Below are 21,300 nucleotides of genomic sequence, written 5' to 3'. Positions count from 1 at the left end.
GTCCTTCCTCCCTATCCTGCTTCCCGCTCAGTTGTCAATCCTCCTCCTGGAGCCGTGCGGTTCCTTCAGGATGTCGCGGATCACCTCCTGACGGACTCCCTCACTCCGGATATTCTCCGCCTTATAATCCGCGTACCTGGCTGAAACATACAGGAAATCGGACAGACGGTTCATGTACTGCATCGCTTTCTTGTCTGCCACAAACTTCTGCGCGACGACGCGAAATCTTCGCTCCGCTCTCCGCGCAACCGCGCGCGCCACATCCAGCCTCGCGGATTCCTCGCATCCCCCATAAAGTACAAAATCCTTCACACGCGGAAAAGAATCCTCCGTAGCGTCGATCCACCCTTCCAGCTTCTGCGTCTCAGTTTCCTCAAAACGGTATTCCCGTTTCATGGGAGCGGCCACCCCGGACATAATAAACATCAGCGTCTTCTGTATATGGGTCAGTCTTCCCCGGAGCTCATCGTCCGCAAGCACCTTTGCCATGCCGATCTGACTGTTCAATTCGTCTATGGTGCCGAGAAGTTCGATTCTGTCATCCGTCTTCAGAACGCTCTGTCCGTTCAGAAGAGATGTCCTTCCGTTATCACCGTTTTTCGTATAGATTTTCATTGATTGTCTGTCCTTCATACGAATTTCATATACCGGTATTTCTGAAATGCCTCTGTCCGGAGCTTCTTCCTGAGGAGTATAGAGCAACAAGGCTCTACTCCAGGTCTCTGAGGCACTGTTTTTTCATCACCCTCGCGCTGTTGGAGCCGATGATCCTGCATGCGGCAAAGGTCGGCATATGGACGCTGTACACACACTCCCCCGGCCTCCGGCCGCGCATTTGAAAGGAAACATTCTCACCGGATATCCCGATGCCGGAACCCATCATCGAAGCATTGCAGGCGTCAGACGCCAAAATGTCCGCGTCAGACTCATCCATCTCAAAGACCTCAGACACAACATTCTCTTCTTCAATTCCCGCCTGTATCTCCCGCAGAAAATCATTGTCTGCGCAATGCGTATAAATAAAAACCGAAGGTCTCCGGCTGATCATTTCTTCTCGCCTCCGTAGGAGAGCACCAGTCCGGTCGCAACCGCATTCCTCGGTCCCTCCGTTCCCCTGATATTGCCTCTGCCGCAGACGATTCCGTATCCGGCGAATTCTTCCATCAGCATCTCCGGAATCTCAAAATCCGCCGCCGAGCCTCCGACAAGAACCACATTTGATATTTTCCGCAGATTGTGATCCGGAGCCACATAGCGCAAAGCCCGCAGCGCATTGGTGAGGAATACCTTTTTCTTTGCTTCACGGCGGATCTCACGGATCCGCTCCATCGGGACATCCTTTTCCACACGGACCAGTCCCGACTCCGTGAGCAGAACCACTCTGCCGTAAAATCTCGGGTCAATGGATTCCTGCACGAAATACATCTCGCCGTTTTCCATTCTCATATGAAAAAGGCTCTCAACCTTCGCCAGCGGATATTTCTTGATCTGCTCCGCCATGTAGCGGTTGTCCAGGCCAAGCTCTGTCTGAATCAGCATGGATACCAGTTCCCCGGCCCCTGCCTGATGCGTCAGTGATACACTTCCGTTCTCCCGGATAATCGCGGCATCGGTCGATCCGCCTCCCATATCCAGAATAGCGAGCGGAAGGGCAGTTCCCGGCGTTGTAAGTGCTCCCAGACTAGCCATGACCGCTTCCACACCCGCAACTGTCGTCCGGGTGTGCAGCACCTCCGAAAGCTTCTCCGCGATCTGCCGCATCGGAAGCTGCTGCGTACGCACCATCGCGGCGATTCCCACCGCCTTCTCCAGGCAGGTCTCGCCGGCAAGTGCTCCGGAAATCAGTACCGGCGCAAGCGTGTCCACTGCCAGAATATCCGTGATATGAATATCCGCATCTGTTTCTCCGCTTACTTCACTCATGCTCTTCCGGATGCGGCTGAGCATATTTCCTACGTTGGTGTCCGCCTGGCCGGTCACATCACGGATTCTGCCCGCATCACCGACCGCTTTCATGATCTTATCTGCGCCTTCGTCCAGAGAAATTCTGACCGGATGTTCCGCATCCAGATAAATCTCTCCGGCTGGAAGCACATTCTCCCGGATGTCTCCGTTCGGCGTCCGGATCACAACCGCGCTCCGGTTTCCAATCAGGCTCTTGGCAATCGGCGTCACCGTCCGCGTCTCATCCGCATTGAGATGAAGCAGTGTGGCAATGCCGTAGGGATTTGAGAGCATCCGGATAAACTGACCGGGAAGAGCTACCTCAATCGCCGCCATCTTGCCGTCCGGGATCTTGTCGATTCTCTTCACCTCATCGACGATAGGAATCTTCCGCGTAAGACGGTTCTCCACAAGAACCGCTTCGTCCGCCTGAAGAATCATCCCGACCACATTCAGCCGTCCGGCCGTTTCATTAATCCTTCTTGCCACCTCTTCATAGCCGTGATTTCCCGGGACAAAGACAATGTACGGTGTCCCGGGCAGTCCCCGGTCCAGCCTTTCAAACGAGAGCAGTTCCCCCGCCGCCTGCCCGGCCCCGGCCGGAGTAGAGGGATTGTGCCCGATCATGGAAGAATCCGTGATGATCGTCTCCGTCAGCGTTTCCATCGCCGTGTCGCCGATAACCGGAGCCGCTTCGTTCAGCCGTATCAGGTCAATCCCGGAAACTTCCCTGCCGATCCGGCCCATGGCTTCCTTCAGAGCCGCAAGGATCCCGTGAATATTTGCCGCGGTTCCCTTGGTCCCCGTCGTCATGACCGAAGCCCCGGACAGGAAGCGCAAATTCTCCCCTTCACTGTATTCTCCGATACAGACCTCTGTTGTGGAATTTCCGATATCTACACCTGCTACAATGCTCAAAGCCCTAACCTCGCGGATATTTTCTGATGGATATTTTCTGATGGAAATTTTTTGATGGATATTTTCTGATGGAAATTACGATAATATATTCCAAAAGCAGCTCCTGTAGTAAACGCCCATGCCATGCAAGCGGAGCGCCGCAATATGTATAAAGCCACCTGCTCCGCTGCTTCGCAACTGCCACATGTGACCGGCTTCGTCGGCCTGCCGCATCGTTCAGGCATGCCTTTTTCCGTGCGCGCTTACTTCTGATCCGGAAGCAGGATCCCCCTCTTTTCGTACACCTCAGCCGCCTCCAGAACAAGCTTCGCGCAGTTCGGCGCCTGATATTTTTCCAGAAGTTCCTCTGCCATCCGTGCAAGCTCTGTCTTCGTCGCCCGGTTCGGTCTGAGCTTGGTGTACATTCTGAGGATCACATCATCCGGTACATTGGTCAGCTCCGCCGCACGCTCGAAGTTCTTCTTCATCGGGGCATTTCCTGCCTGATCCGCAACCTCTCCCTGCGCACGGAGCATCTCCGCGGAGATCTTGATGTCATCGGGAGCCACATGTCCCTTCCTCACCTCATCCAGTGAAAGCTCATCCAGCTTCTTCCCGGTTCTGGAAGTAATACGGTCTCTCTCATGTTCACCCAAAGGATACTGCATCATTTTTCCTCCCATTCAATGATTCCGAGCTTCGGATCCAGCTGCTCCGTCTCCGCGATATGCATGATTGCCGCCTTTACCTGATACTTCGGTCTGACCATCGGATCATTGACAGAAGGAATCGGCGTAACATTCTCCCCTTTGACGTACTTCGCTGCATTCTGTCCGATTCTCCGGTACGTTTCCAGGGTCATCAGCGGCGCCTGCGGAAAAAGCTCCAGATTGGAAAGCGGGTACAGGTCTTTCTGGCTGATTACGGTCGTTCCCTTGGACTGAATCCCGATACCGATTCCGGAACCCGACAGCTTTGCAGATTCAAGCGCCATAAATCCTACGTCTGATGTGTCAAGGACTTTCACCACACGGGGGATCATCCCCTCTTCCTCAATTCCAGCCTTTACATTCCGGATGACCTCGTCGAGCGGAATTCCGCCGATAGTTTTCTTGATCTCCCTCTGGAACGCGGCGCCCACGCCGATGACGATCTCCTTCGGATCCGTGCCCTTCTCCGCCTTTCTGTATGCGGAGTAATCGCTCTTATTCTCATTGATTCTGGTCCTGCCCGCCATGGAGGGAATATCGTCCTCCCCAAGCTCCCCGGCAACTACCCTGCGGAAACCATTTGCGTCGTAAGTCGAACCGGAATTCCCGCGGCTTCGGATCTGACGGACAACCTCTTCTGTAATTTTCTCAATTAATTCCTGTGAAACCTGCATGCTGTCCTCCTAAATATCCATAGGATTGATACGATGCGGGATACGCTTGATCTCTTCCCAGCGCTTCCCTTCCACACGATACCCGGTTCCCGGTCCCATATAATCGTTCGGCGTATTCACCCCGGACATCACATGGAAATCGCTGTCGAGGATCGCCGCAGTCTGCATATAATCGCCAATCACACGCTGCTTCAGCATGGAGAGCACACTCTCCGCGACATCCGTGAAGCCGCTGTCGGCAAGCGCCTTCACCACATCGATGCCGGTGATCCCCCGCTTCATGACATCCTCCGCAGACATCAGATCCGCCGCGACATCTCTCGGAAGTGTATCCTTGCTGCCGTGGGCGTATGTGATCGCATCCACCTGTTCGTCGGACACCTCCGCAAGACCGAGCTGACGGAACACCGCCTGAACAGCCTTTGCAGCCTTATTGCGGACGGCGATGACATCCTCTTCCTTTACCGGTCTCAGGCCGCCGTCCACCTGCATGTCACGCTGAAAGACGTTGTAATCGTCGAAGTCTTCCGCGTCAAAATTGGAACCTGCGAACATATTGTCATAGTTCGGCTCCGCTGCGTAGCCCGAGAAAATGAAGTCAGTCCCCGGGAGGAACTGCAGCATCGTTCTCGCGGTGCGGCGCATATCGGAGTTGGAAAAGCTCTGATCATTCGACGAAGCGCACTCAAGCCCGAGAAGTGCCGCCACAAGATTTTCTCCCAGAACCTCCCGGATACCCGCAGGCACCGATCCCGGTATGCCGATGCAGCTGACGGAACCGTTCTGAATCCCCTGACTTCCGCAGCCCTTCGTCACATAGAGGCATCTACACTCCAGATAGAGCATGGATTTCATCTCGCTGCTTCCCATCAGTACCTCGGAGCCTGAGCCGGAGGTAAAGCGGACCTTCAGTCCTCTGGATGCGTAGGATGAATTCAGAAACGCCTTTGAATAAGGCGTATCGTCGCCGTCGATAAATACCTTCTCCGTTCCGTATACAGAAAGAGTCTCCGCATAAGTCGTAAGTCCCCGGATTCCGAGTTCCAGCTCGGTTGCCTCCTCTGATGAGCACTGCGTCAGTACACCCGGCCGGCCGACCTGCGAACCGATCAGAAGACCCATGGCATCCAGCGGCGCGTATCTAGCAACGCCCATCGTCGTCTCCTCCTCCGCAAATCCCCGGAGCGCGCCCTCCGCCGCATCGGCCGCAATCTGAACCGGATCATCCTTCAGATTGGTGATATGCGCCTGATTTCCGGGTTTCTTCCTCGCGCGCATCTTCTGCATGCCCATCATCAGCTCAACCACATTCAGCTCATTGATGACCTCCGTCATCTTCGCCGGCGTGATTCCGGAGATCACCTCCAGAACCTCTTTCCTTGACACATGAATATCCACAATCATCTTCGCGATATCCAGTGCCGATATCTTCATGGACTGTTCCGCGCGTGCGATATTGATGGCGTAATCCGCGATGAAGGTATCCAGGAAGTCAAAATCCTCCCGTTTCTTTCCATCCAGCTCAACAATCTGCCCGTTCTCCACCCGGACAGACGGCTTCGGATCATACGGGCTCTTCATGGCGACAAAGCCCATCTCCGGCCATTCATTGATATAGCCATCCTTATTTACCGGACGCTGGTCCAGAACCTCAAATCTCTTTGATCTTCTCATGCTTCATTTTCTCCGCAATGTCTGAAATCACGTGAACATGTCATTTGATCCCGGCGCAATAATCACCGAAATCGGATGCGGGGCACTTAATGAATGCCCCCGGAAAGTCCGAAACCCCATGTCCCGGACAGGATAAAAACCCAGAGTATCTGCCTGTCTCAATCCGGACAGTGCCACTCATAGTATTTGGATCCATTATACATCCCGGATGATCGTTTATCAATAGAAACAGGGCCGAATCTTTCAAAAAACCACATTTATCGGGGAATAACTCAACACAATTCCACAATATCAGCTGTTCTCACAAAAAAATCCGTCTCCAGTTTTTGTCGTTCCTCCGCGGCAGCCACATAGCGAGATAAAACACGCTGCGCGAGTTTTATCTCGCTATCGCGACGCTCGCCGCACACGAATACTTCGCATTCGGCTGCGGCTCACTGTTCGCGTAAAAAAACATGGCGGCGATACACAAGGTATCTATCCGCCATGATGTTCCATCGACTCTATAATCAACTCTATAATCGACTCTTTAATCCGCTCTATAAATTCTAAAGATGATGTGATGTGACGATTCAGCACTCCAATCCCGAGAACCTGCAGTTCTCCCGATGTGAGGAGTCCGGGCGCCTTCAGCTCCGGAACACGTCACGCCTGCCCGGTAATCTCCGCGAAAACCTTCAGGCCAAACTCCGCCACGTCGTTGTCCTGCTCACCGGTTCCCCCGCTTACGCCGAGACCTCCGACGATCTTGTCTCCGATCTTCAACGGTACGCCGCCGCCGAATCCGATGATTCTCCCGTTTTTCATGGACTCAAGCCCGTAGAAGGTGCCTCCGGGCTGTATCATCTCATGGACCTGCATCGTTGACATCTTCACCGCGACCGCAGTATAGGCCTTCTGGGTCGCGACCTCATAACTCACAAGGAAGGCATCCTCCATAACATGAACCGCAATCGGATTGCCATGGGCATCATCGACCGCAATGACACAGGCAAGTCCCTTCTGCCTGGCATATTCCTCCACCCGGTCCATAAGAACCTTCGCCGTCTTCAGAGGAATGCTGCCTCTGATCTGACTCACGATATTTTCCGTCATCCTGTTCTGATCCATACTTCCACCCCGGAATACCCGCCGGATTGCGGCCGTGCAAAACACACGGCAGTCCGCATCACCGTATACTCATATTATTTATGAAAAAATCTATTACACAGACTTCTGCAATTTCATTTCAAGTATACGAGCATCCGGTCAAAATGTCAATAAAACCACAGAAATCCACTAAAATGTTCATCTCTGTGGTTTTTCCGTCACAAAAAGGACAGAGATCTCCCTCCTTTCATCTTTTGTCATCCGACAAAACAGAGGGAAATCCCCGCCCTATTCTTTACGGCCCTATCCGCCTCAAATTACAAAATCCCAATAAGTATCCTTGTCGGCACCCTGCGATGGGCCATGTGAATACTCAAGCTCCGGCGCCCTCGCGCTGACCTTCATATCCGCGGGAACCGACCGGACCACAAACGTGTTGCCACCGATGGTCACATTGTCACCAATGACAGTATTCCCTCCAAGAACTGAAGTGCCGGAATAGATCGTGACATTGTTGCCGATTGTCGGATGCCGCTTCACGCCCTTCAGTGCCTGTCCTTTTCTCGTTGACAGGCCGCCCAGTGTCACGCCCTGATAGATCTTGACATGGTCGCCGATCTCGGTTGTCTCGCCGATGACGATGCCGGTACCGTGATCGATGAAAAAATATTTTCCAATGGTTGCGCCGGGATGAATGTCGATTCCCGTCTTGCCATGCGCATATTCTGTCATAATCCGCGGGATCAGCGGAACCTTCAGATTCCACAGTTCATGGGCGATCCGGTAGACGGTAATTGCCATCAGGCCGGGATAGCTGAGGATAATTTCGTCAAAACTGTATGCCGCAGGATCGCCTTCATAGAAAGCCTGTATGTCTGTAGCAAGAATTTCCCGCAGCTTCGGAAGCTGATCGAGAAAATCATCGACAATCTTCTCCGCCCTCTGCAGCAAAACGGACCGCTCACACTCCTCACAGATTTCCTGTGAGCCGAGCGCAATGGCCACCTGCTTTGTCAGATGATACTGCACAAACTCAATTTTTTCGCCGACCGTATATTTCACGTATTCAGCCCGCACCCTGCTGTTGTCATAATATCCCGGAAAAAGGATCTCACGCACCTTCTGCAGCACATCGATCAATGTCTCCCGGTTCAGGATATTTGTCACATTCAGACGGGTGCTGACCGGATATTCCCGATAGCTTTTCAGCATCTCCTCGACCAGAGCCTCCGTCTTTTCGCTTGTGGTCTCCTTATTCTTCATGAACTTATCAAGCTCATCTGCCATCTCTTTTACCTCATCATTCATAGAACACCCTCCTCAACTCTCATCCGCTCCGGGTATCATTATTCCTTCTCTTTCATCGCTTCAGCTTTTTTCTCCATGATTTTCTTCAGCGATTCCGTATAAGGCGGTCTCGCAATTCCGTATTCCGTCACAACCGCGGTAATCAGCTCATGATCCGTTACGTCAAAGGCGGGATTGTAGACCTTGACTCCCTCCGGCGCCATTCTCTTCTTGTACCACATCTCGGTCACCTCTTCCGGCTTTCTCTGCTCGATGCGGATTTTGCTACCGTCCGGCGTATTCATATCAATTGTGGAAGTCGGAGCCATGATGTACATCGGAACACCATAATGCTTTGCCACGATAGCAACAACCGAGGTCCCGATCTTGTTTGCGGTATCTCCGTTCGCCGCCACACGGTCACAGCCGACAAAAACAGCCTGAACCTTACCCTCCTTCATCAGAGAGCTGGACATATTGTCACAGATAACGGTCGTATCGATTCCGGAATCCATCAGTTCCTTCGCCGTCAGCCGCGCGCCCTGAAGCACCGGACGGGTTTCGTCGCAGTACACATGGAAATGATAGCCCTTTTCCTGCCCGAGATACATCGGCGCCGTCGCCATGCCGTAGCGTGTCGCGGCAAGCTTTCCGGCATTGCAATGCGTCAGCAGTCCGTCCCCGGGCTTCACAAGGGTCAGGCCGTACTCGCCAAGCTTATGGCACGCCCAGATATCCTCTTCCTGAATCCGGACGGCCTCACGGTGCAGAGCCTCCACAATCTCCGGAACCGTTTTGTCCCGGTTCTTCTGTGCCGTCTTGTCAAGCATGTTCAATGCCCATGACAAATTCACCGCTGTCGGTCTTGAAGAATCCAGATAATCCTTTGCCTTGACAAACTCCGGATAAAAATCATCAAAGCTCTTCGCGTGCGCGCCGATCTCCTTTGCGGCGAGATAAAGTCCAAAGCCCGCCGTCACCCCGATCGCCGGCGCTCCTCTGACCTGAAGCGTATAGATAGCGTCCCAGATCTGATTCTGCGTGGTCAGACGAATCGTCTTTGTCTCATAGGGAAGGAGAGTCTGGTCGATGATGATAATCTGACTGTTCTCATCATCCAGGGAAACGGTGTCAATATCCATGATGCTCTGTTTTTTACTCATTACAAAATCCTCTTTCTATAATAATATGTATAAATTCGTGCTCATACCTGTTGTCGTCGCTAATGTTCTTGCCCACTGGTGAGCAAGCTCCCCATGGGCCAAGAACATTACGACTGGACTTATGCTGTAACGCCCACACGATAATCGTGCCACACACTGTATAAGTCCCCGCGTCACTTCGCTGCTTCGCAGCTTCCGTGCCGCTAACAGGTATGAGCATTCCCGCGTTGCTTCGCACCGCTCCATGCTCATACCTGTTGTCGTCGCTAATGTTCTTGCCCACTGGTGAGCAAGCTCCCCATGGGCCAAGAACATTACGACTGGACTTATACAGTAAATCCGACTAAAACAGTACAGTTTCAACTATATCATCTTTCTTACATCAAGTGAACCTGTTTTTCGTATTTTCCCTTATACCTTCTTCATCCTGTCTTTTTCTTTCTGTCTTTTGTCTGGAGACCCCATGCTCCCAACCCTGCTGTGGCTTGATCGTGTCGTTCCCGTCCGTAAACAACAAATGGCGCCTGGCATCGTGGCATCCTTTCCGTACCTTCTATTGTCAACACTACAGCGGGATGCTATATTGTATACGACACTGAATGAGAAATATACCGGAGGATAAATAAAAAGTGAAGAATTTGCTCGTAGCTCAATCCGGCGGACCTACTTCCGCCATCAACGCAACCCTTGCCGGGATCATTAGCTGTGCACAGATTTCAGACCAGATCGACAACATCTACGGTGCCGTGAACGGTATCGAGGGTGTGATGGAGGAAAATTTCATCGACCTCCGCGACAAGATCGATAATTCCGAGGCACTTCAGCTCCTGTCCCAGACACCGGCCGCCGCTCTTGGCTCCTGCCGCCTGAAGCTGAAGGATCAGAAGCAGCTCGCGCGCATCATCGATATTCTTCAGAAGAATTCCATCTCGTATTTCATCTATATTGGCGGCAACGATTCCATGGATACCATTGCCAAGCTCTCCCTTTACTGCCGTGTACACAATATCACCGGGATCTCCATCATGGGAGCACCGAAGACAATTGACAATGATCTCTGCGGCACGGATCACTGCCCAGGGTTCGGATCTGCGGCAAAATATATCGCCACCACCTTCTCAGAGCTGGAACGCGACTGCCATGTATACGCCAAAAAGGCGGTCACCATCGTTGAAGTCATGGGCAGAAACGCCGGATGGCTTACCGCCGCCTCCGCGCTCTCCCGTCTGAATGGCGGAAAAGGTCCCGATCTGATCTACCTCTGCGAGAGTCCTTTTTACCCGGAATCCTTCATCCAGGATGTCCAGCAGAAGCTTTCCGAGGAGGACGCTGTACTGGTCGCCGTCAGTGAGGGCGTAAAGCTTTCGGACGGAAGATATGTCTCCGAAATCGTCCAGACTAAGGCGACCGACAATTTCGGACATTCCTATATCGCGGGAGCCTCCTCTGTTCTGGAGACACTCGTCCGCAATAAAATCGGCTGCAAGGTTCGATCCATCGAGCTGAACCTCATGCAGCGCTGCGCCTCCCACCTTCAGAGCGCAACCGATGAAGACGAGTCGCGTATGGTCGGAATGAAAGCAGTTCAGGCCGCTCTGAATGGCGAAAGCGGCAAAATGGCTTCCATTATCCGTACATCCGATAAACCGTACCGCGTGGCCTACGGCCTTGTCGATATCGATGTCGCTGCAAATGCAGAGAAAAAAGTTCCTGCGGACTGGATCAACAAATCCGGAAACGATGTGACCCAGAAGATGATCGATTACCTGAAACCGCTGATCCAGGGTGAGAGCCGTATCGTATGGAAAAACGGCATCCCGGAAACAATGGTCCTGTACTGACGTCACACATTCGTTTGAACAGGAATCCTGATGAACCGGGGCTGCCGCAACACCTGTTGTGGCAGCCCCGGTTCACACAGTTTTCCACAGCCGGCCCGGCGCTTCAAAATTTCTTTCCTGCCATCACGCAAAAGGTCACATCTTCTACGATCATCACTCACCGAATCACATCGTCCACACTCATCACTAACCGAATTACACTGTCACAGCGACACAGCGATCTCCGTCATTTCCTCCGGCGTCTCCCTCATATCGTGAGAAAACCACAGAAGCAGGCAGGAATATATGCCGCCTGTCCGGTAGGCCATCCTGTATTTTTCCATATTTATGGTTTCACCTGTATCGGATGCGCCATCACCATCCCCGCAATTTATGGCCATATCCGGAATCTCATCAAAATGAAAATACTCCTTCAGAACATCCAGGATCTGACCCGATAAACCGGCTTTGTACAGCCGGAGCATCTGATTTTTGTTGTCGAAAAATGCCTGAAACACCGGGCGGATAAACGAGGTGAAATCCGTTTGAAGCAGTTCCCTGTCTCCCTCTGTTTCCCGGAGCATCCGTGCCAGAGCACATCGAAGGACTTCATCCTTTGAACTGAAATGCCGATAAAATGTCGCCCTGTGAACCCCCGCCCGCTCCGCAATTTCACCGACAGAAATATCCGAAAAATTTTTTGTCCCCATAAGTTGCAGCAGCGCCTCCGTCAGATAGCTCTGTATCAGACTGTGGTCCAGATCTTTTCTTCTCAAGAAAAGCGACACCTCCTCTCTGAATGTTGCAGTTTCCTCGTTCCCGAAAGAAATCGATTGAAAATAACGACAGCTGTCGCTATCATTTAATATGCACCATTCAAAAATAACCTGTCAAGATCATCAGCAGGTGTCTGTGCCAACGAACGGCAGCCTAAAGGCAGTGGGTTTTCGCCTGCGACAAACGAAAGGATTTTGTTTATGAAAGAGTTTTTGATTCTTCTGCTTCTGGCCCTTCTGGCCAGCTCCTGTGGTTTCCGCAAATATGTATGGTTCATTTCCCTGGGATACGGAGCTGCTGTCGCCCTGGTCGGTGCCGGCCTCCTGTGCCCGTTCTCCGGGAGTCTGAGTGCCGGAACCATCCTGCAGTGCGTGCTCTTCATCGTCTACGGCTGCCGGCTCTCCGGATATCTCGCGTATCGCGACCTGAAAACCGCCTACACCCGCCGGATGAAGGGAGAGGTAAAATCCGATAAAAATGTGTCCTTCGCAGCCAAAGTCGGCATATGGATTTCCGCAGCCGTCCTTTACGTTCTGCAGACTTCCCCGGTTCTTTTCCGGCTGCAGGACAATAAGGACACAGATGCTCTCTGCCTGATCGGATTCCTGATCTCTCTGACCGGTCTGCTTCTGGAAACTACCGCGGATCTGCAAAAAAACCGCGCAAAGAAAAAGAACCCGGGACGTTTTGTCGATACGGGTCTGTTCCGTCTTGTGCGCTGTCCCAATTATTTTGGCGAGATGATCTTCTGGACCGGTGTCTTCATTTCCGGACTCAACGTATATCACACTGCCGCCGAATGGATCTGTTCTCTTCTCGGCTATGCCGGAATTATCTACGTGATGTTCGGAGGAGCGCGCCGGCTGGAAATCCGTCAGGACAAGAACTACGGAAATGACCCGGAATATCGGAAATATAAATCCACAACCCCGATCATGATACCGTTTCTGCCCATCTACTCGGTAAAGGAGCACAAATGGCTGGTCGCATGATGCAAGGCAACGCAAACATCCCGGAAGGATTCCATCTGTCCATGGCGCTGACGGACTGTATACCCGTACTCTTTTTCAGTATCAGCGCCGGCGTTCTCGCCTGCCGCTTTCCAAGTCTGCTCTTCCGGATCGGCGCTGTACTGGTTATCCTCGCCGGATCACTAAAGGCAGGCTGGAAATTTGTAATCGCACTCAAAAAAATCGATGTGCCGTTTCTGAACCGGCAGATGCGTTTTCTCATGCCTTCCGGATTTGCCCTGATGCTCCTGGCACTCGCTGTAAACCGGAGCCGCTGGTCTTTGACAGCGGTTCTGCATCATGTAACAGCCTTTCCATCCTGTATCTTCTTTCTCGCGGGAATCGCAGGCATCCTTGTGCTGTGCTTCTTCGCAAAACGCCTGGACGGAAGAGACGCACGATCAAACTGGAAAGAACAGATGGTCAATGGAATCACACAGCTGTGCTTTCTGCTGGGGATTCTGTTCTGATGAAGACCAGGCATGGCATCCTGTTCCGATCTCTGGATAATAATGCGTATCTCAGCTTTTTTTCAATATGGCACTACATCTGCAATGAATCGCCTCCACTTGTTAAGCAGTTCAAAGTCGCCGCCACCCGTTAAGCAGGTGGCGGCGATTTTGTACTATTTGCAAGAAAAAACCAGCAGTAGATTTCACTCTTTATCACGCTTATAGGGGCTGAACTTGTTCCCCATATAATTGGACAATCGTCTGGATAGGGGGTTTTCAAAATATGATATTGTTGTCCATGTAGGGATTTAATAGAATGAAAACATCAAACTTAATCTGGAAAGAGATTGAGACAATGCTGCAGCATTTCCGTATCACGCCGGACGCAACAGAATCCTATATGTTCGAGCAGAGACTCCCGGACAGCTTGCTTGACCATTCCATAAGCTACATACGCGGCGACCTGAACGTTCAGCAGGTTCTGCTCGCCATCCTGACGACCGCCGACGAAGGGATCATCCATGCTGTCGTCCAGCCGGATGACCCTCATATTCTGGAGTGTCTCTCTATTGCGGAAAAATCGGCAAATCAATCGAAAATCCAGAATATCATCCGAATGAGACAGCGAGGTGACCATTATGCAGACATTATGCGGAAAAATCTGTCCATTCTGCAGAACACTCTGCAACTGGCACTTGGATCAGACAGATATACCTCCTACTATTATTACACGGACTATGTCGAGCAGGAAAAATGGCCACTCACGTCAAGTTATATCGTAACAGACAGCTGTGCGTTTCTTTTCGGTAACGGTGACACAGCAATGACCGGTACCTTCACAAAAGATCCGAGATTTTTAGCCGATCTCAATATGCACTTTGATTCTCTAATGAAAGAGTCGCGGCCAATGGTCATTCCCCCGGACTCACCATCCAGGATCATTGAAGATTTCCAGTCATACTACAGTATTGCTGAAAAAACAGTACCGCATAGCAGAGAGATTGTGATTGGCACTCAGCCTTGTCTGACACCATTTCTGACCAACGATATCTGCGAACGCTACATATGCCGTGATCATACAGAAATCCGCCCTTTTGTTGAGCAGTTTCGATAAATAATGGGAATTGAATATCGATATAAACGCAATGATAACACTGATCCGTTTGTGGTCAAACGCGTGATTTCCACTTGTAGTCCATTTCCAACTACCCGGCACTGTCAACGGACACCCGGGTAGTTCAGACAGTTTTCCCGTACTCAACAGAGATGACTATTGCATGGATCAGAGCCGATCAGAAGACGAGTTCGTCTGTTCAAGATGCCTGATATACTTTCTTCCCCACAATTCAATGCTGTCAAGAACGGGTTTGAACTCGTACCCGATCTCCGTAAGCTCATATTCCACCCGCGGAGGTACTTCCGGATAAACCGTCCTGGTCAACAGCCCCTCTTTTCCCAGATTCCGGAGATGTGTTGCAAGAGTAGCCTGCTTGACCGCATTCTACTATGGTCGTATTATTTTTGCAAGTCGGATAAGTGAACTACTCCGACTTATAGAAGTCGGAGCTTCCTGCTTCAACCACTACTGCATTGGCTACGATGATACGTAACTCAATGTCTTACACAATGTCTACAGGCGTATAAGTTCGGGCTATTCCATCCCTACTATATATTTTGTTTAGGCTGTTTCAGCAAGTAATCGTAATCCCTCATGCAGGATATTGATTGCTGCATTCTGGTCACGGCTCATAGTCATCCCACAATCGCATTTTATGATACGTGTCTGCAAACTTTTCATCTCCGGATGGATCTTACCGCAACAATGACATCGCTGCGAGGAAGGAAACCACTTATCCACTTTGACAAGATACTTATTTCTATCAGACAGCTTGTATTCAAGCATCGAAAGAAACATTCCATATCCATTGTCGAGAGTGGCTTTTCCGTTACCGAACCCATGATTTGCCATAGATCGCATATTCAATGTCTCCACACAAACAACATCATACTGATTGGCTATCTTAGTAGATATTTTGTGTAGATGATCCAGCCGCTGATTAGCAATATGTCTGTGAACCTTATTCACTTTGCGGAGTTGTTTGAGATAATTATTCGACTTTATCTCATTCTTTTTAGAGCCTGCTTTTCGTGATAGCTTACGCTGTTCCTTTGCCAGTTTTCTGTGACTTTCACGATAGTATTTGTGGCTTGAGCCGACAATACCATTATTGTCTACATATAAGCCATCCGACGCATAATCAAGTCCGATCGCATTTGTCTTGTCGGCTATATAACCGTTTTCGACTAGCTCAAATTCAAAAAGAACAGAAGTATAGAATTTTCCATCTGATTCCTGGAAAACTGTAGCAGATTTTATGATCCATCTGCTATCAGGAATGCGGTGGATCACAGCTTTGATTTTACCAACCTTTGGAAGTTTGATATACCTGTTGTCTATAATCGCAACCGTACCTTTCTGGTTGTTTGTCGTATAAGATTTTCGGCTATGTTTTTTGGATTTGAACTTTGGAAAACCATTTTTCTTCTTACGGGTTTTGCTAAAGGCATTGTGAAAAGCTGCCTGCAGATCCAGCTGCTTATTGGCGAGAGCAAGACTATCGACTTCCTTGAGATATGGATAATCTTTCTTATACTTTGCCGGTGTAACCGTTGGGAATTTACCAGTTGCTTTATAGCCTTCCACCTTATCTGCGAGCATGAGATTATAAACCTTGCGGCAGCAGCCAAAGGTTTTTGCAAACATGATCTTTTGTTCCGTTGTAGGATATAACCGATACTTAATTGCCCTGTTTGCCATCTTTCTTACCCTGAGATTGAATGTATTGCCTAATAATGTCTACAGCAGCTTCTCCTGTAGTCAGCAAACAAAAACTTTGTGACCAAAACATCTCTTTCCAAAGGGATTTACGTATCATAGGAAACTCTTTCTTTATGATACGGCTGCTTGCAGATTTATAGGCATTGATAAATTTACTGATCTCTGTATTTGGCTGTCCTCTAAAAAGAATATGAACATGATCGACATCATGATTCCATTCTTCCAATGTTATGTTATATGTAGGAGCGATCCTCACAAATATTTCTTTCAGACGTATAGAAATCTCGTCATCGATTACCTTATTCCGGTATTTTACGCACATGATAAGATGATAGTGCAGCATGAATACCGAATGATTATTTGTGTCTAATTGCATTGTATTTATAGCTCCTATGATAAGTACGACTGACCTATTTATAATTAGATTGTAACATAGCAAGACACCAAAGTCAAAAACGCCGTGTTTATGCAATTCATCCCGCCACCTATAGAGGTGGGGGATTTCTTGCTTACGGCGTGTTAAACTTATGAGAATGAATTATTCACGTTCCTGACAATATCCATCTTCGATGAGGTCGGAGAGTTTCAAAATAAGCTTCAAAATAACGAAGCAGTTCCCGGCCTCATCTCGGGTCAAAAAGCATTTGGCCCTGGCAGCATTTGATGATCTTAAATAAAATTTACGGAGGTGTACTATGAATAAAAAAAGAATGCCGGTTATTTTTTCCGGCCATGGAAGTCCAATGCTGGCACTGGAGGACACTGCTGTAACGAGAGGTCTGCACAGCATCGGCTCTCAAATCAGAGAACAATTCGGAAAGCCGAAGGCAATCCTCGCCGTATCTGCACACTGGTATACAAAGGGGACTTTTGTGCAAAGCACGGAAAAACCGAAGCAGGTCTACGACATGTACGGGTTCCCGAAAGCGCTGTATGACTTCAAATATCCGGTCAAAGGATATCCTGACCTGTCCGAACGCGTGTCCGCGCTTCTCGGTAACCGGGTGTCTGTCAACGATGACTGGGGCATTGATCACGGTGCCTGGACCGTGCTCTGCCATATGTTCCCGGAGGCGGATATCCCGGTCGTTCAGCTTTCCGTTGACGGCACGCTTTCCCCGGACGAAATCTACAATCTTGGAAAAGCGCTCGCGCCCCTTCGTGATGAAGGCTATCTGATCCTTGCAAGCGGAAACGTTGTACACAATCTGCGCCTGGTAGATTGGGACAACCCGGACGGATCCCCGGAATGTCTTGCATTTAATAAGGCAATCACGGAATATGTCCGGAATCGCCAGGATGACCGCGTGATCGCATATGAATCCTTACCGAACACCGGATATGCCGCTCCTACACCGGAACATTTTCTTCCGCTCCTCTACATGCTCGGTGCATCCGAAGGTGAAAAACCACTGGTCTTCAACAACCACTGTGAACTCGGCGCAATCGCGATGACCGGCTACGCGTTCGGTCTTGAGCAGAATTAATAATCAGGCAGGCATACAACACACCAGATGTTCTACGGCATACAGGCGTTCCTGTCTTCAGATAATCTGCTCCTTTGCAATACCGTCTGCTCCAAGCCACGCCGCATACTGCATCAATAGCGTTGATTTTCCACAACGTCTTATACCTGTGTCTGTGACAACTTTGATGACCAGTTCATCCTTCCACTGAATTAGTTGGTCCAGATATTCTCCTCTTTCAACAAAAATCATCACCTCCGTAGTATGATGTTCCGATTTTGGCACGTAAAAGACACATTATCAATTAATGTTCCAAAATCGGCACACGTTACGCTTTGTATTTTTGTCACAGGTTGCCAAATGCTCTGAATCTCCAGAGATTTGATCCAAATCGATTATATGGGGCCCACCCAAAAAGTATCCTGAAGGGTTCTGCAAACATGATCGGCGCAGAAATCGGTCGGCATCAAGAGCTTCTATCATTACTTTCAGAGCCGCTGCAACGGTCATGTATTTCGGCCGTTTTATCATCTTCTCGCAGCAGTCTTTCAAGTCCGTGCGTTTCCTGCACCGTAGGATCAGTGCAATGAACTGGATAAATAATCCGCAAAGCTTATATTTTCTTCTAACTTCTACTCGCAACACGCCCCTCGCGGGGCGCGACTTGGTCTCGCTCTGCATGGTACTTTCCACATAATTTCTACTCACACGTCCCTCGCGGGGCGCGACGAAGCCGGTGACGTTGACCGTCACACCGGACACATTTCTACTCACACGCCCCTCGCGGGGCGCGACGGGTGACAGTTACGGTCTTCTGGTCGATGGAATATTTCTACTCACACGCCCCTCGCGGGGCGCGACCGGTGTCAGCCACTGAGGGTTGGATCAAGAACATTTCTACTCACACGCCCCCCGCGGGGCGCGACAAACGGAGATTCCACGGATTTATATATTTTCGGTATTTCTACTCACACGCCCCTCGCGGGGCGCGACGTCTCCGGAAACTTAAATTGATATTTATATTTTTCATTTCTACTCACACGCCCCTCGCGGGGCGCGACTATAGATGATGCCTATGACAGAAGAATGCAGAGATTTCTACTCACACGCCCCTCGCGGGGCGCGACAGGTCTTTTTTGTTGGGACTTCAGCTGGTAACTGATTTCTACTCACACGCCCCTCGCGGGGCGCGACGAAAAGGTCTCCACATCCACGCCCATCTCAGTCATTTCTACTCACACGCCCCTCGCGGGGCGCGACGATGTCCCGAAGCCTCCCGGGACGATATCGGAAATTTCTACTCACACGCCCCTCGCGGGGCGCGACCAGCTGCACGCCTATAAGAAAAACCACGGCATTAAATTTCTACTCACACGCCCCTCGCGGGGCGCGACCGCAGGTTACGATCAACGGCAACGCAACGGCAATTTCTACTCACACGCCCCTCGCGGGGCGCGACTACCAGGATTTTGTCTATGAAACGGTCGGAATCATTTCTACTCACACGCCCCTCGCGGGGCGCGACGATTTTGATCCGGCGTATATGGACGAGTTTAATATTTCTACTCACACGCCCCTCGCGGGGCGCGACAGAAGAGCTTTCGGACATGCTGACATCGCTCAGGATTTCTACTCACACGCCCCTCGCGGGGCGCGACTGGCACATCACAGCAGGTTCCAACTGTGTACCATTTCTACTCACACGCCCCTCGCGGGGCGCGACAATCCCCCACGAGCTTACAGTGACAATCACTTTATTTCTACTCACACGCCCCTCGCGGGGCGCGACTCATCCGGACGTACAACACGCTGATGGATCGGATTTCTACTCACACGCCCCTCGCGGGGCGCGACAGGCGATGAATTACGACAGCCCGAATAATGATAATTTCTACTCACACGCCCCTCGCGGGGCGCGACGTGTTTTCACGGAAATACTTTCCGTATACATCATATTTCTACTCACACGCCCCTCGCGGGGCGCGACATGGAAGACGATGTGGACAAGGCTGAATTGAAAATTTCTACTCACACGCCCCTCGCGGGGCGCGACGAAGGATTGGTGCGACCACGGAGAAGAATGTCTATTTCTACTCACACGCCCCTCGCGGGGCGCGACACAATACCCCCCTCAGGCCGTCCGAAAACCTTGATTTTCTGTGGCCTGACAACCAATTCTGGCATAAAATATGCCCATTTTTCATGCACATTGAAAGCTGAATAAAGTACACAGTTTCAGAAGACAAAAGGTTTATGTTGCAGTCATCAGCTCCATCATTTTGTCGAACCCAAGCAACTTTTTTGCCCGTTCGATGTTATATCCAAGACAAAAGAGCGCAAACTCTCCTGTCACCTTCTTTATCCCATTCAGGAGAAAGTAAGTGAATCCAAGTGACCTTTTTATTGTTCCAAAGGGATGCTCCGAAAGGCACATCCTTTTGGATGTCTTCGCGATATCTGGCTTCAGGAAAAATCTCACAATTTTAACCATCTCATAATGAGATTTTCCTTTTTTATCCACGCCACATGAATCCGGCACCCTACCTTCGCTCTTCAGCCAATCGATACAAGGTTTTTCAAGCTTGTCCTTCGAGAAATCAACTTCCTTCCACTCGTTCTTCCCGTGGTAACACTTATTACGGTTCGGACAATGACGGCAGGCATTCTTATTTGCATACCGGATCTGTCCGCCCTTCTTGATACATTTCTGCCGAAGGATTTCACCCGCCGGACAATACACAAGATTGCGTTCCGGATCTCTGACGAAGTAGCCTTGCATCGCCCGCTCTTTCATAGTTTCCGGTGTCCCATATGGTGATTTTATTTCTTCGGATGTATCATTGCTTACCTTCCTGCGGACATTTTCGACCTTAATATCGCTGATCACATCTTTGTAAGCTTCAGGTATCTGTCCGGAATGAAGTGCTTTCTTCAGCTCGTTAGGCTTCGTGCTGGTAATATCTGCCTCGGCTTCTTCATACGGAATCTCGATTTCATATCCATCTTTTCCATCATCTGTGATCACGTGGGGGATAATTCCGTTGTCAAGACATTCTGCCATATCATTTGTGTCTTCATATCCCTTATCTGCCACAGCTTCCAAAACCTGATTTGGAGAATCCTTTCTGATCTGATCCATCGTTGGGCCAATCAATCCATGGTCAGTAACCTGGTTTGTCATCTCAAAGTTCCGGATCAGATGCGTCTCTGAATCCACCGCTGTCTGGGGATTATAAGATACAGCAAAACCGTTCTTATTCTTCATCAACCGGGCATCAGCGTCAGTCAGAGAAAGCTGCGAAGCACCAGTTTCTTCCATTATCTTCTGGTATCCTCTGTATCTCTCCAGACGTTCCTGTGCTTCTTTCAGCTTCTGTTCAACCAGTCCACGTGTAAGTTCAACATCCTCATCCAAATCTTTCTCTTCATCCATTTCTTTCAGAATACGAAGGTATTCGTCCGTATGTCCATCAAGCCATTTGATCCTGTCATCAAGCT

General features: G+C 50.3%; 19 protein-coding genes, 1 pseudogene and 1 CRISPR repeat array. Of the genes and pseudogenes, 5 read left to right on the top strand and 15 right to left on the bottom strand.

Annotated features, from left to right (window positions below):
- Window positions 1-27 precede the first annotated feature (27 nt).
- The 9 genes from ACTQ1O_RS04515 to mtnA all read right to left on the bottom strand — a co-directional run bounded on the left by ACTQ1O_RS04515 (window position 28) and on the right by mtnA (window position 9,438).
- Complete coding sequence (locus tag ACTQ1O_RS04515; protein ID WP_441474142.1) at window positions 28-615, bottom strand: cob(I)yrinic acid a,c-diamide adenosyltransferase; 588 nt, start codon at window positions 613-615, stop codon at window positions 28-30.
- Window positions 616-709: 94 nt separating this feature from the next.
- On the bottom strand, window positions 710-1,048 hold the full coding sequence (locus ACTQ1O_RS04510) for a glycerol dehydratase reactivase beta/small subunit family protein (RefSeq protein ID WP_441486305.1): 339 nt from the start codon (window positions 1,046-1,048) through the stop codon (window positions 710-712).
- Complete coding sequence (locus ACTQ1O_RS04505; protein WP_441486304.1) at window positions 1,045-2,862, bottom strand: diol dehydratase reactivase subunit alpha; 1,818 nt, start codon at window positions 2,860-2,862, stop codon at window positions 1,045-1,047. Before ACTQ1O_RS04505 ends, ACTQ1O_RS04510 begins: the two co-directional genes overlap by 4 nt.
- 242 nt (window positions 2,863-3,104) lie before the next feature.
- Window positions 3,105-3,509 (bottom strand): diol dehydratase small subunit, encoded by a 405-nt coding sequence (locus tag ACTQ1O_RS04500; RefSeq protein WP_441486303.1) that lies wholly within the window; start codon window positions 3,507-3,509, stop codon window positions 3,105-3,107.
- Window positions 3,509-4,225 carry a propanediol/glycerol family dehydratase medium subunit gene (locus tag ACTQ1O_RS04495; RefSeq protein ID WP_441486302.1) on the bottom strand — a complete coding sequence of 239 codons (717 nt, stop codon included), beginning with the start codon at window positions 4,223-4,225 and terminating at the stop codon, window positions 3,509-3,511. The genes ACTQ1O_RS04500 and ACTQ1O_RS04495 overlap by 1 nt, the downstream gene beginning before the upstream one ends.
- 9 nt (window positions 4,226-4,234) lie before the next feature.
- On the bottom strand, window positions 4,235-5,899 hold the full coding sequence (locus ACTQ1O_RS04490) for a propanediol/glycerol family dehydratase large subunit (RefSeq protein WP_441101287.1): 1,665 nt from the start codon (window positions 5,897-5,899) through the stop codon (window positions 4,235-4,237).
- Window positions 5,900-6,544: 645 nt separating this feature from the next.
- Window positions 6,545-7,009, bottom strand: a complete 465-nt coding sequence (locus ACTQ1O_RS04485) for a GlcG/HbpS family heme-binding protein (RefSeq protein WP_441474146.1) — start codon at window positions 7,007-7,009, stop codon at window positions 6,545-6,547.
- A 291-nt stretch (window positions 7,010-7,300) separates the two neighbouring features.
- Window positions 7,301-8,296, bottom strand: coding sequence for a serine O-acetyltransferase EpsC (gene epsC, locus ACTQ1O_RS04480; protein ID WP_441486301.1), 996 nt, complete (start codon window positions 8,294-8,296; stop codon window positions 7,301-7,303).
- Window positions 8,297-8,334: 38 nt separating this feature from the next.
- Window positions 8,335-9,438 carry an S-methyl-5-thioribose-1-phosphate isomerase gene (gene mtnA / locus ACTQ1O_RS04475; RefSeq protein ID WP_441486300.1) on the bottom strand — a complete coding sequence of 368 codons (1,104 nt, stop codon included), beginning with the start codon at window positions 9,436-9,438 and terminating at the stop codon, window positions 8,335-8,337.
- A 629-nt stretch (window positions 9,439-10,067) separates the two neighbouring features.
- Between mtnA and ACTQ1O_RS04470 the strand changes: the two genes are divergently transcribed.
- Window positions 10,068-11,279 (top strand): 6-phosphofructokinase, encoded by a 1,212-nt coding sequence (locus tag ACTQ1O_RS04470; protein ID WP_441486299.1) that lies wholly within the window; start codon window positions 10,068-10,070, stop codon window positions 11,277-11,279.
- A gap of 203 nt (window positions 11,280-11,482) precedes the next feature.
- Here ACTQ1O_RS04470 and ACTQ1O_RS04465 read toward each other — a convergent pair whose 3' ends face one another.
- Window positions 11,483-12,034, bottom strand: a complete 552-nt coding sequence (locus ACTQ1O_RS04465; RefSeq protein ID WP_441486298.1) for a TetR/AcrR family transcriptional regulator — start codon at window positions 12,032-12,034, stop codon at window positions 11,483-11,485.
- A 201-nt stretch (window positions 12,035-12,235) separates the two neighbouring features.
- Here ACTQ1O_RS04465 and ACTQ1O_RS04460 point away from each other — a divergent pair, with 201 nt between their 5' ends.
- The 3 genes from ACTQ1O_RS04460 to ACTQ1O_RS04450 all read left to right on the top strand — a co-directional run bounded on the left by ACTQ1O_RS04460 (window position 12,236) and on the right by ACTQ1O_RS04450 (window position 14,611).
- Complete coding sequence (locus ACTQ1O_RS04460) at window positions 12,236-13,027, top strand: DUF1295 domain-containing protein (protein ID WP_441486297.1); 792 nt, start codon at window positions 12,236-12,238, stop codon at window positions 13,025-13,027.
- Window positions 13,012-13,515, top strand: coding sequence for a hypothetical protein (locus tag ACTQ1O_RS04455; protein ID WP_441486296.1), 504 nt, complete (start codon window positions 13,012-13,014; stop codon window positions 13,513-13,515). Before ACTQ1O_RS04460 ends, ACTQ1O_RS04455 begins: the two co-directional genes overlap by 16 nt.
- Window positions 13,516-13,813: 298 nt before the next feature.
- Window positions 13,814-14,611, top strand: coding sequence for a hypothetical protein (locus ACTQ1O_RS04450; RefSeq protein WP_441486295.1), 798 nt, complete (start codon window positions 13,814-13,816; stop codon window positions 14,609-14,611).
- A 168-nt stretch (window positions 14,612-14,779) separates the two neighbouring features.
- On the opposite strand, the pseudogene ACTQ1O_RS04445 reads toward ACTQ1O_RS04450, so the two are convergent.
- From ACTQ1O_RS04445 to tnpA, 3 genes and pseudogenes are all read right to left on the bottom strand, one after another.
- Window positions 14,780-14,980 (bottom strand): annotated as a pseudogene (locus ACTQ1O_RS04445) (winged helix-turn-helix transcriptional regulator); the annotation flags it as partial.
- 195 nt (window positions 14,981-15,175) lie between these two features.
- Window positions 15,176-16,315 (bottom strand): RNA-guided endonuclease TnpB family protein, encoded by a 1,140-nt coding sequence (locus ACTQ1O_RS04440; protein WP_441486294.1) that lies wholly within the window; start codon window positions 16,313-16,315, stop codon window positions 15,176-15,178.
- Complete coding sequence (gene tnpA / locus ACTQ1O_RS04435) at window positions 16,296-16,712, bottom strand: IS200/IS605 family transposase (protein ID WP_441486293.1); 417 nt, start codon at window positions 16,710-16,712, stop codon at window positions 16,296-16,298. Before tnpA ends, ACTQ1O_RS04440 begins: the two co-directional genes overlap by 20 nt.
- A gap of 319 nt (window positions 16,713-17,031) precedes the next feature.
- Between tnpA and ygiD the strand changes: the two genes are divergently transcribed.
- Window positions 17,032-17,823, top strand: a complete 792-nt coding sequence (gene ygiD, locus ACTQ1O_RS04430) for a 4,5-DOPA dioxygenase extradiol (protein WP_441486292.1) — start codon at window positions 17,032-17,034, stop codon at window positions 17,821-17,823.
- Between the two features lie 57 nt (window positions 17,824-17,880).
- Here ygiD and ACTQ1O_RS04425 read toward each other — a convergent pair whose 3' ends face one another.
- Complete coding sequence (locus tag ACTQ1O_RS04425) at window positions 17,881-18,054, bottom strand: hypothetical protein (RefSeq protein ID WP_441486291.1); 174 nt, start codon at window positions 18,052-18,054, stop codon at window positions 17,881-17,883.
- Window positions 18,055-18,498: 444 nt separating this feature from the next.
- Window positions 18,499-19,921: direct repeats of the CRISPR family, unit length 33 nt; unit sequence ATTTCTACTCACACGCCCCTCGCGGGGCGCGAC.
- Between the two features lie 132 nt (window positions 19,922-20,053).
- Window positions 20,054-21,300: transposase (locus tag ACTQ1O_RS04420; RefSeq protein ID WP_441486290.1), on the bottom strand; the 1,247-nt coding region annotated here is incomplete at its 5' end.

The sequence above is a fragment of the Bilifractor sp. LCP21S3_A7 genome, from assembly GCF_052118825.1.
Taxonomy (GTDB): domain Bacteria; phylum Bacillota; class Clostridia; order Lachnospirales; family Lachnospiraceae; genus Bilifractor.
This window is presented reverse-complemented; position numbering and strand designations above follow the sequence as displayed.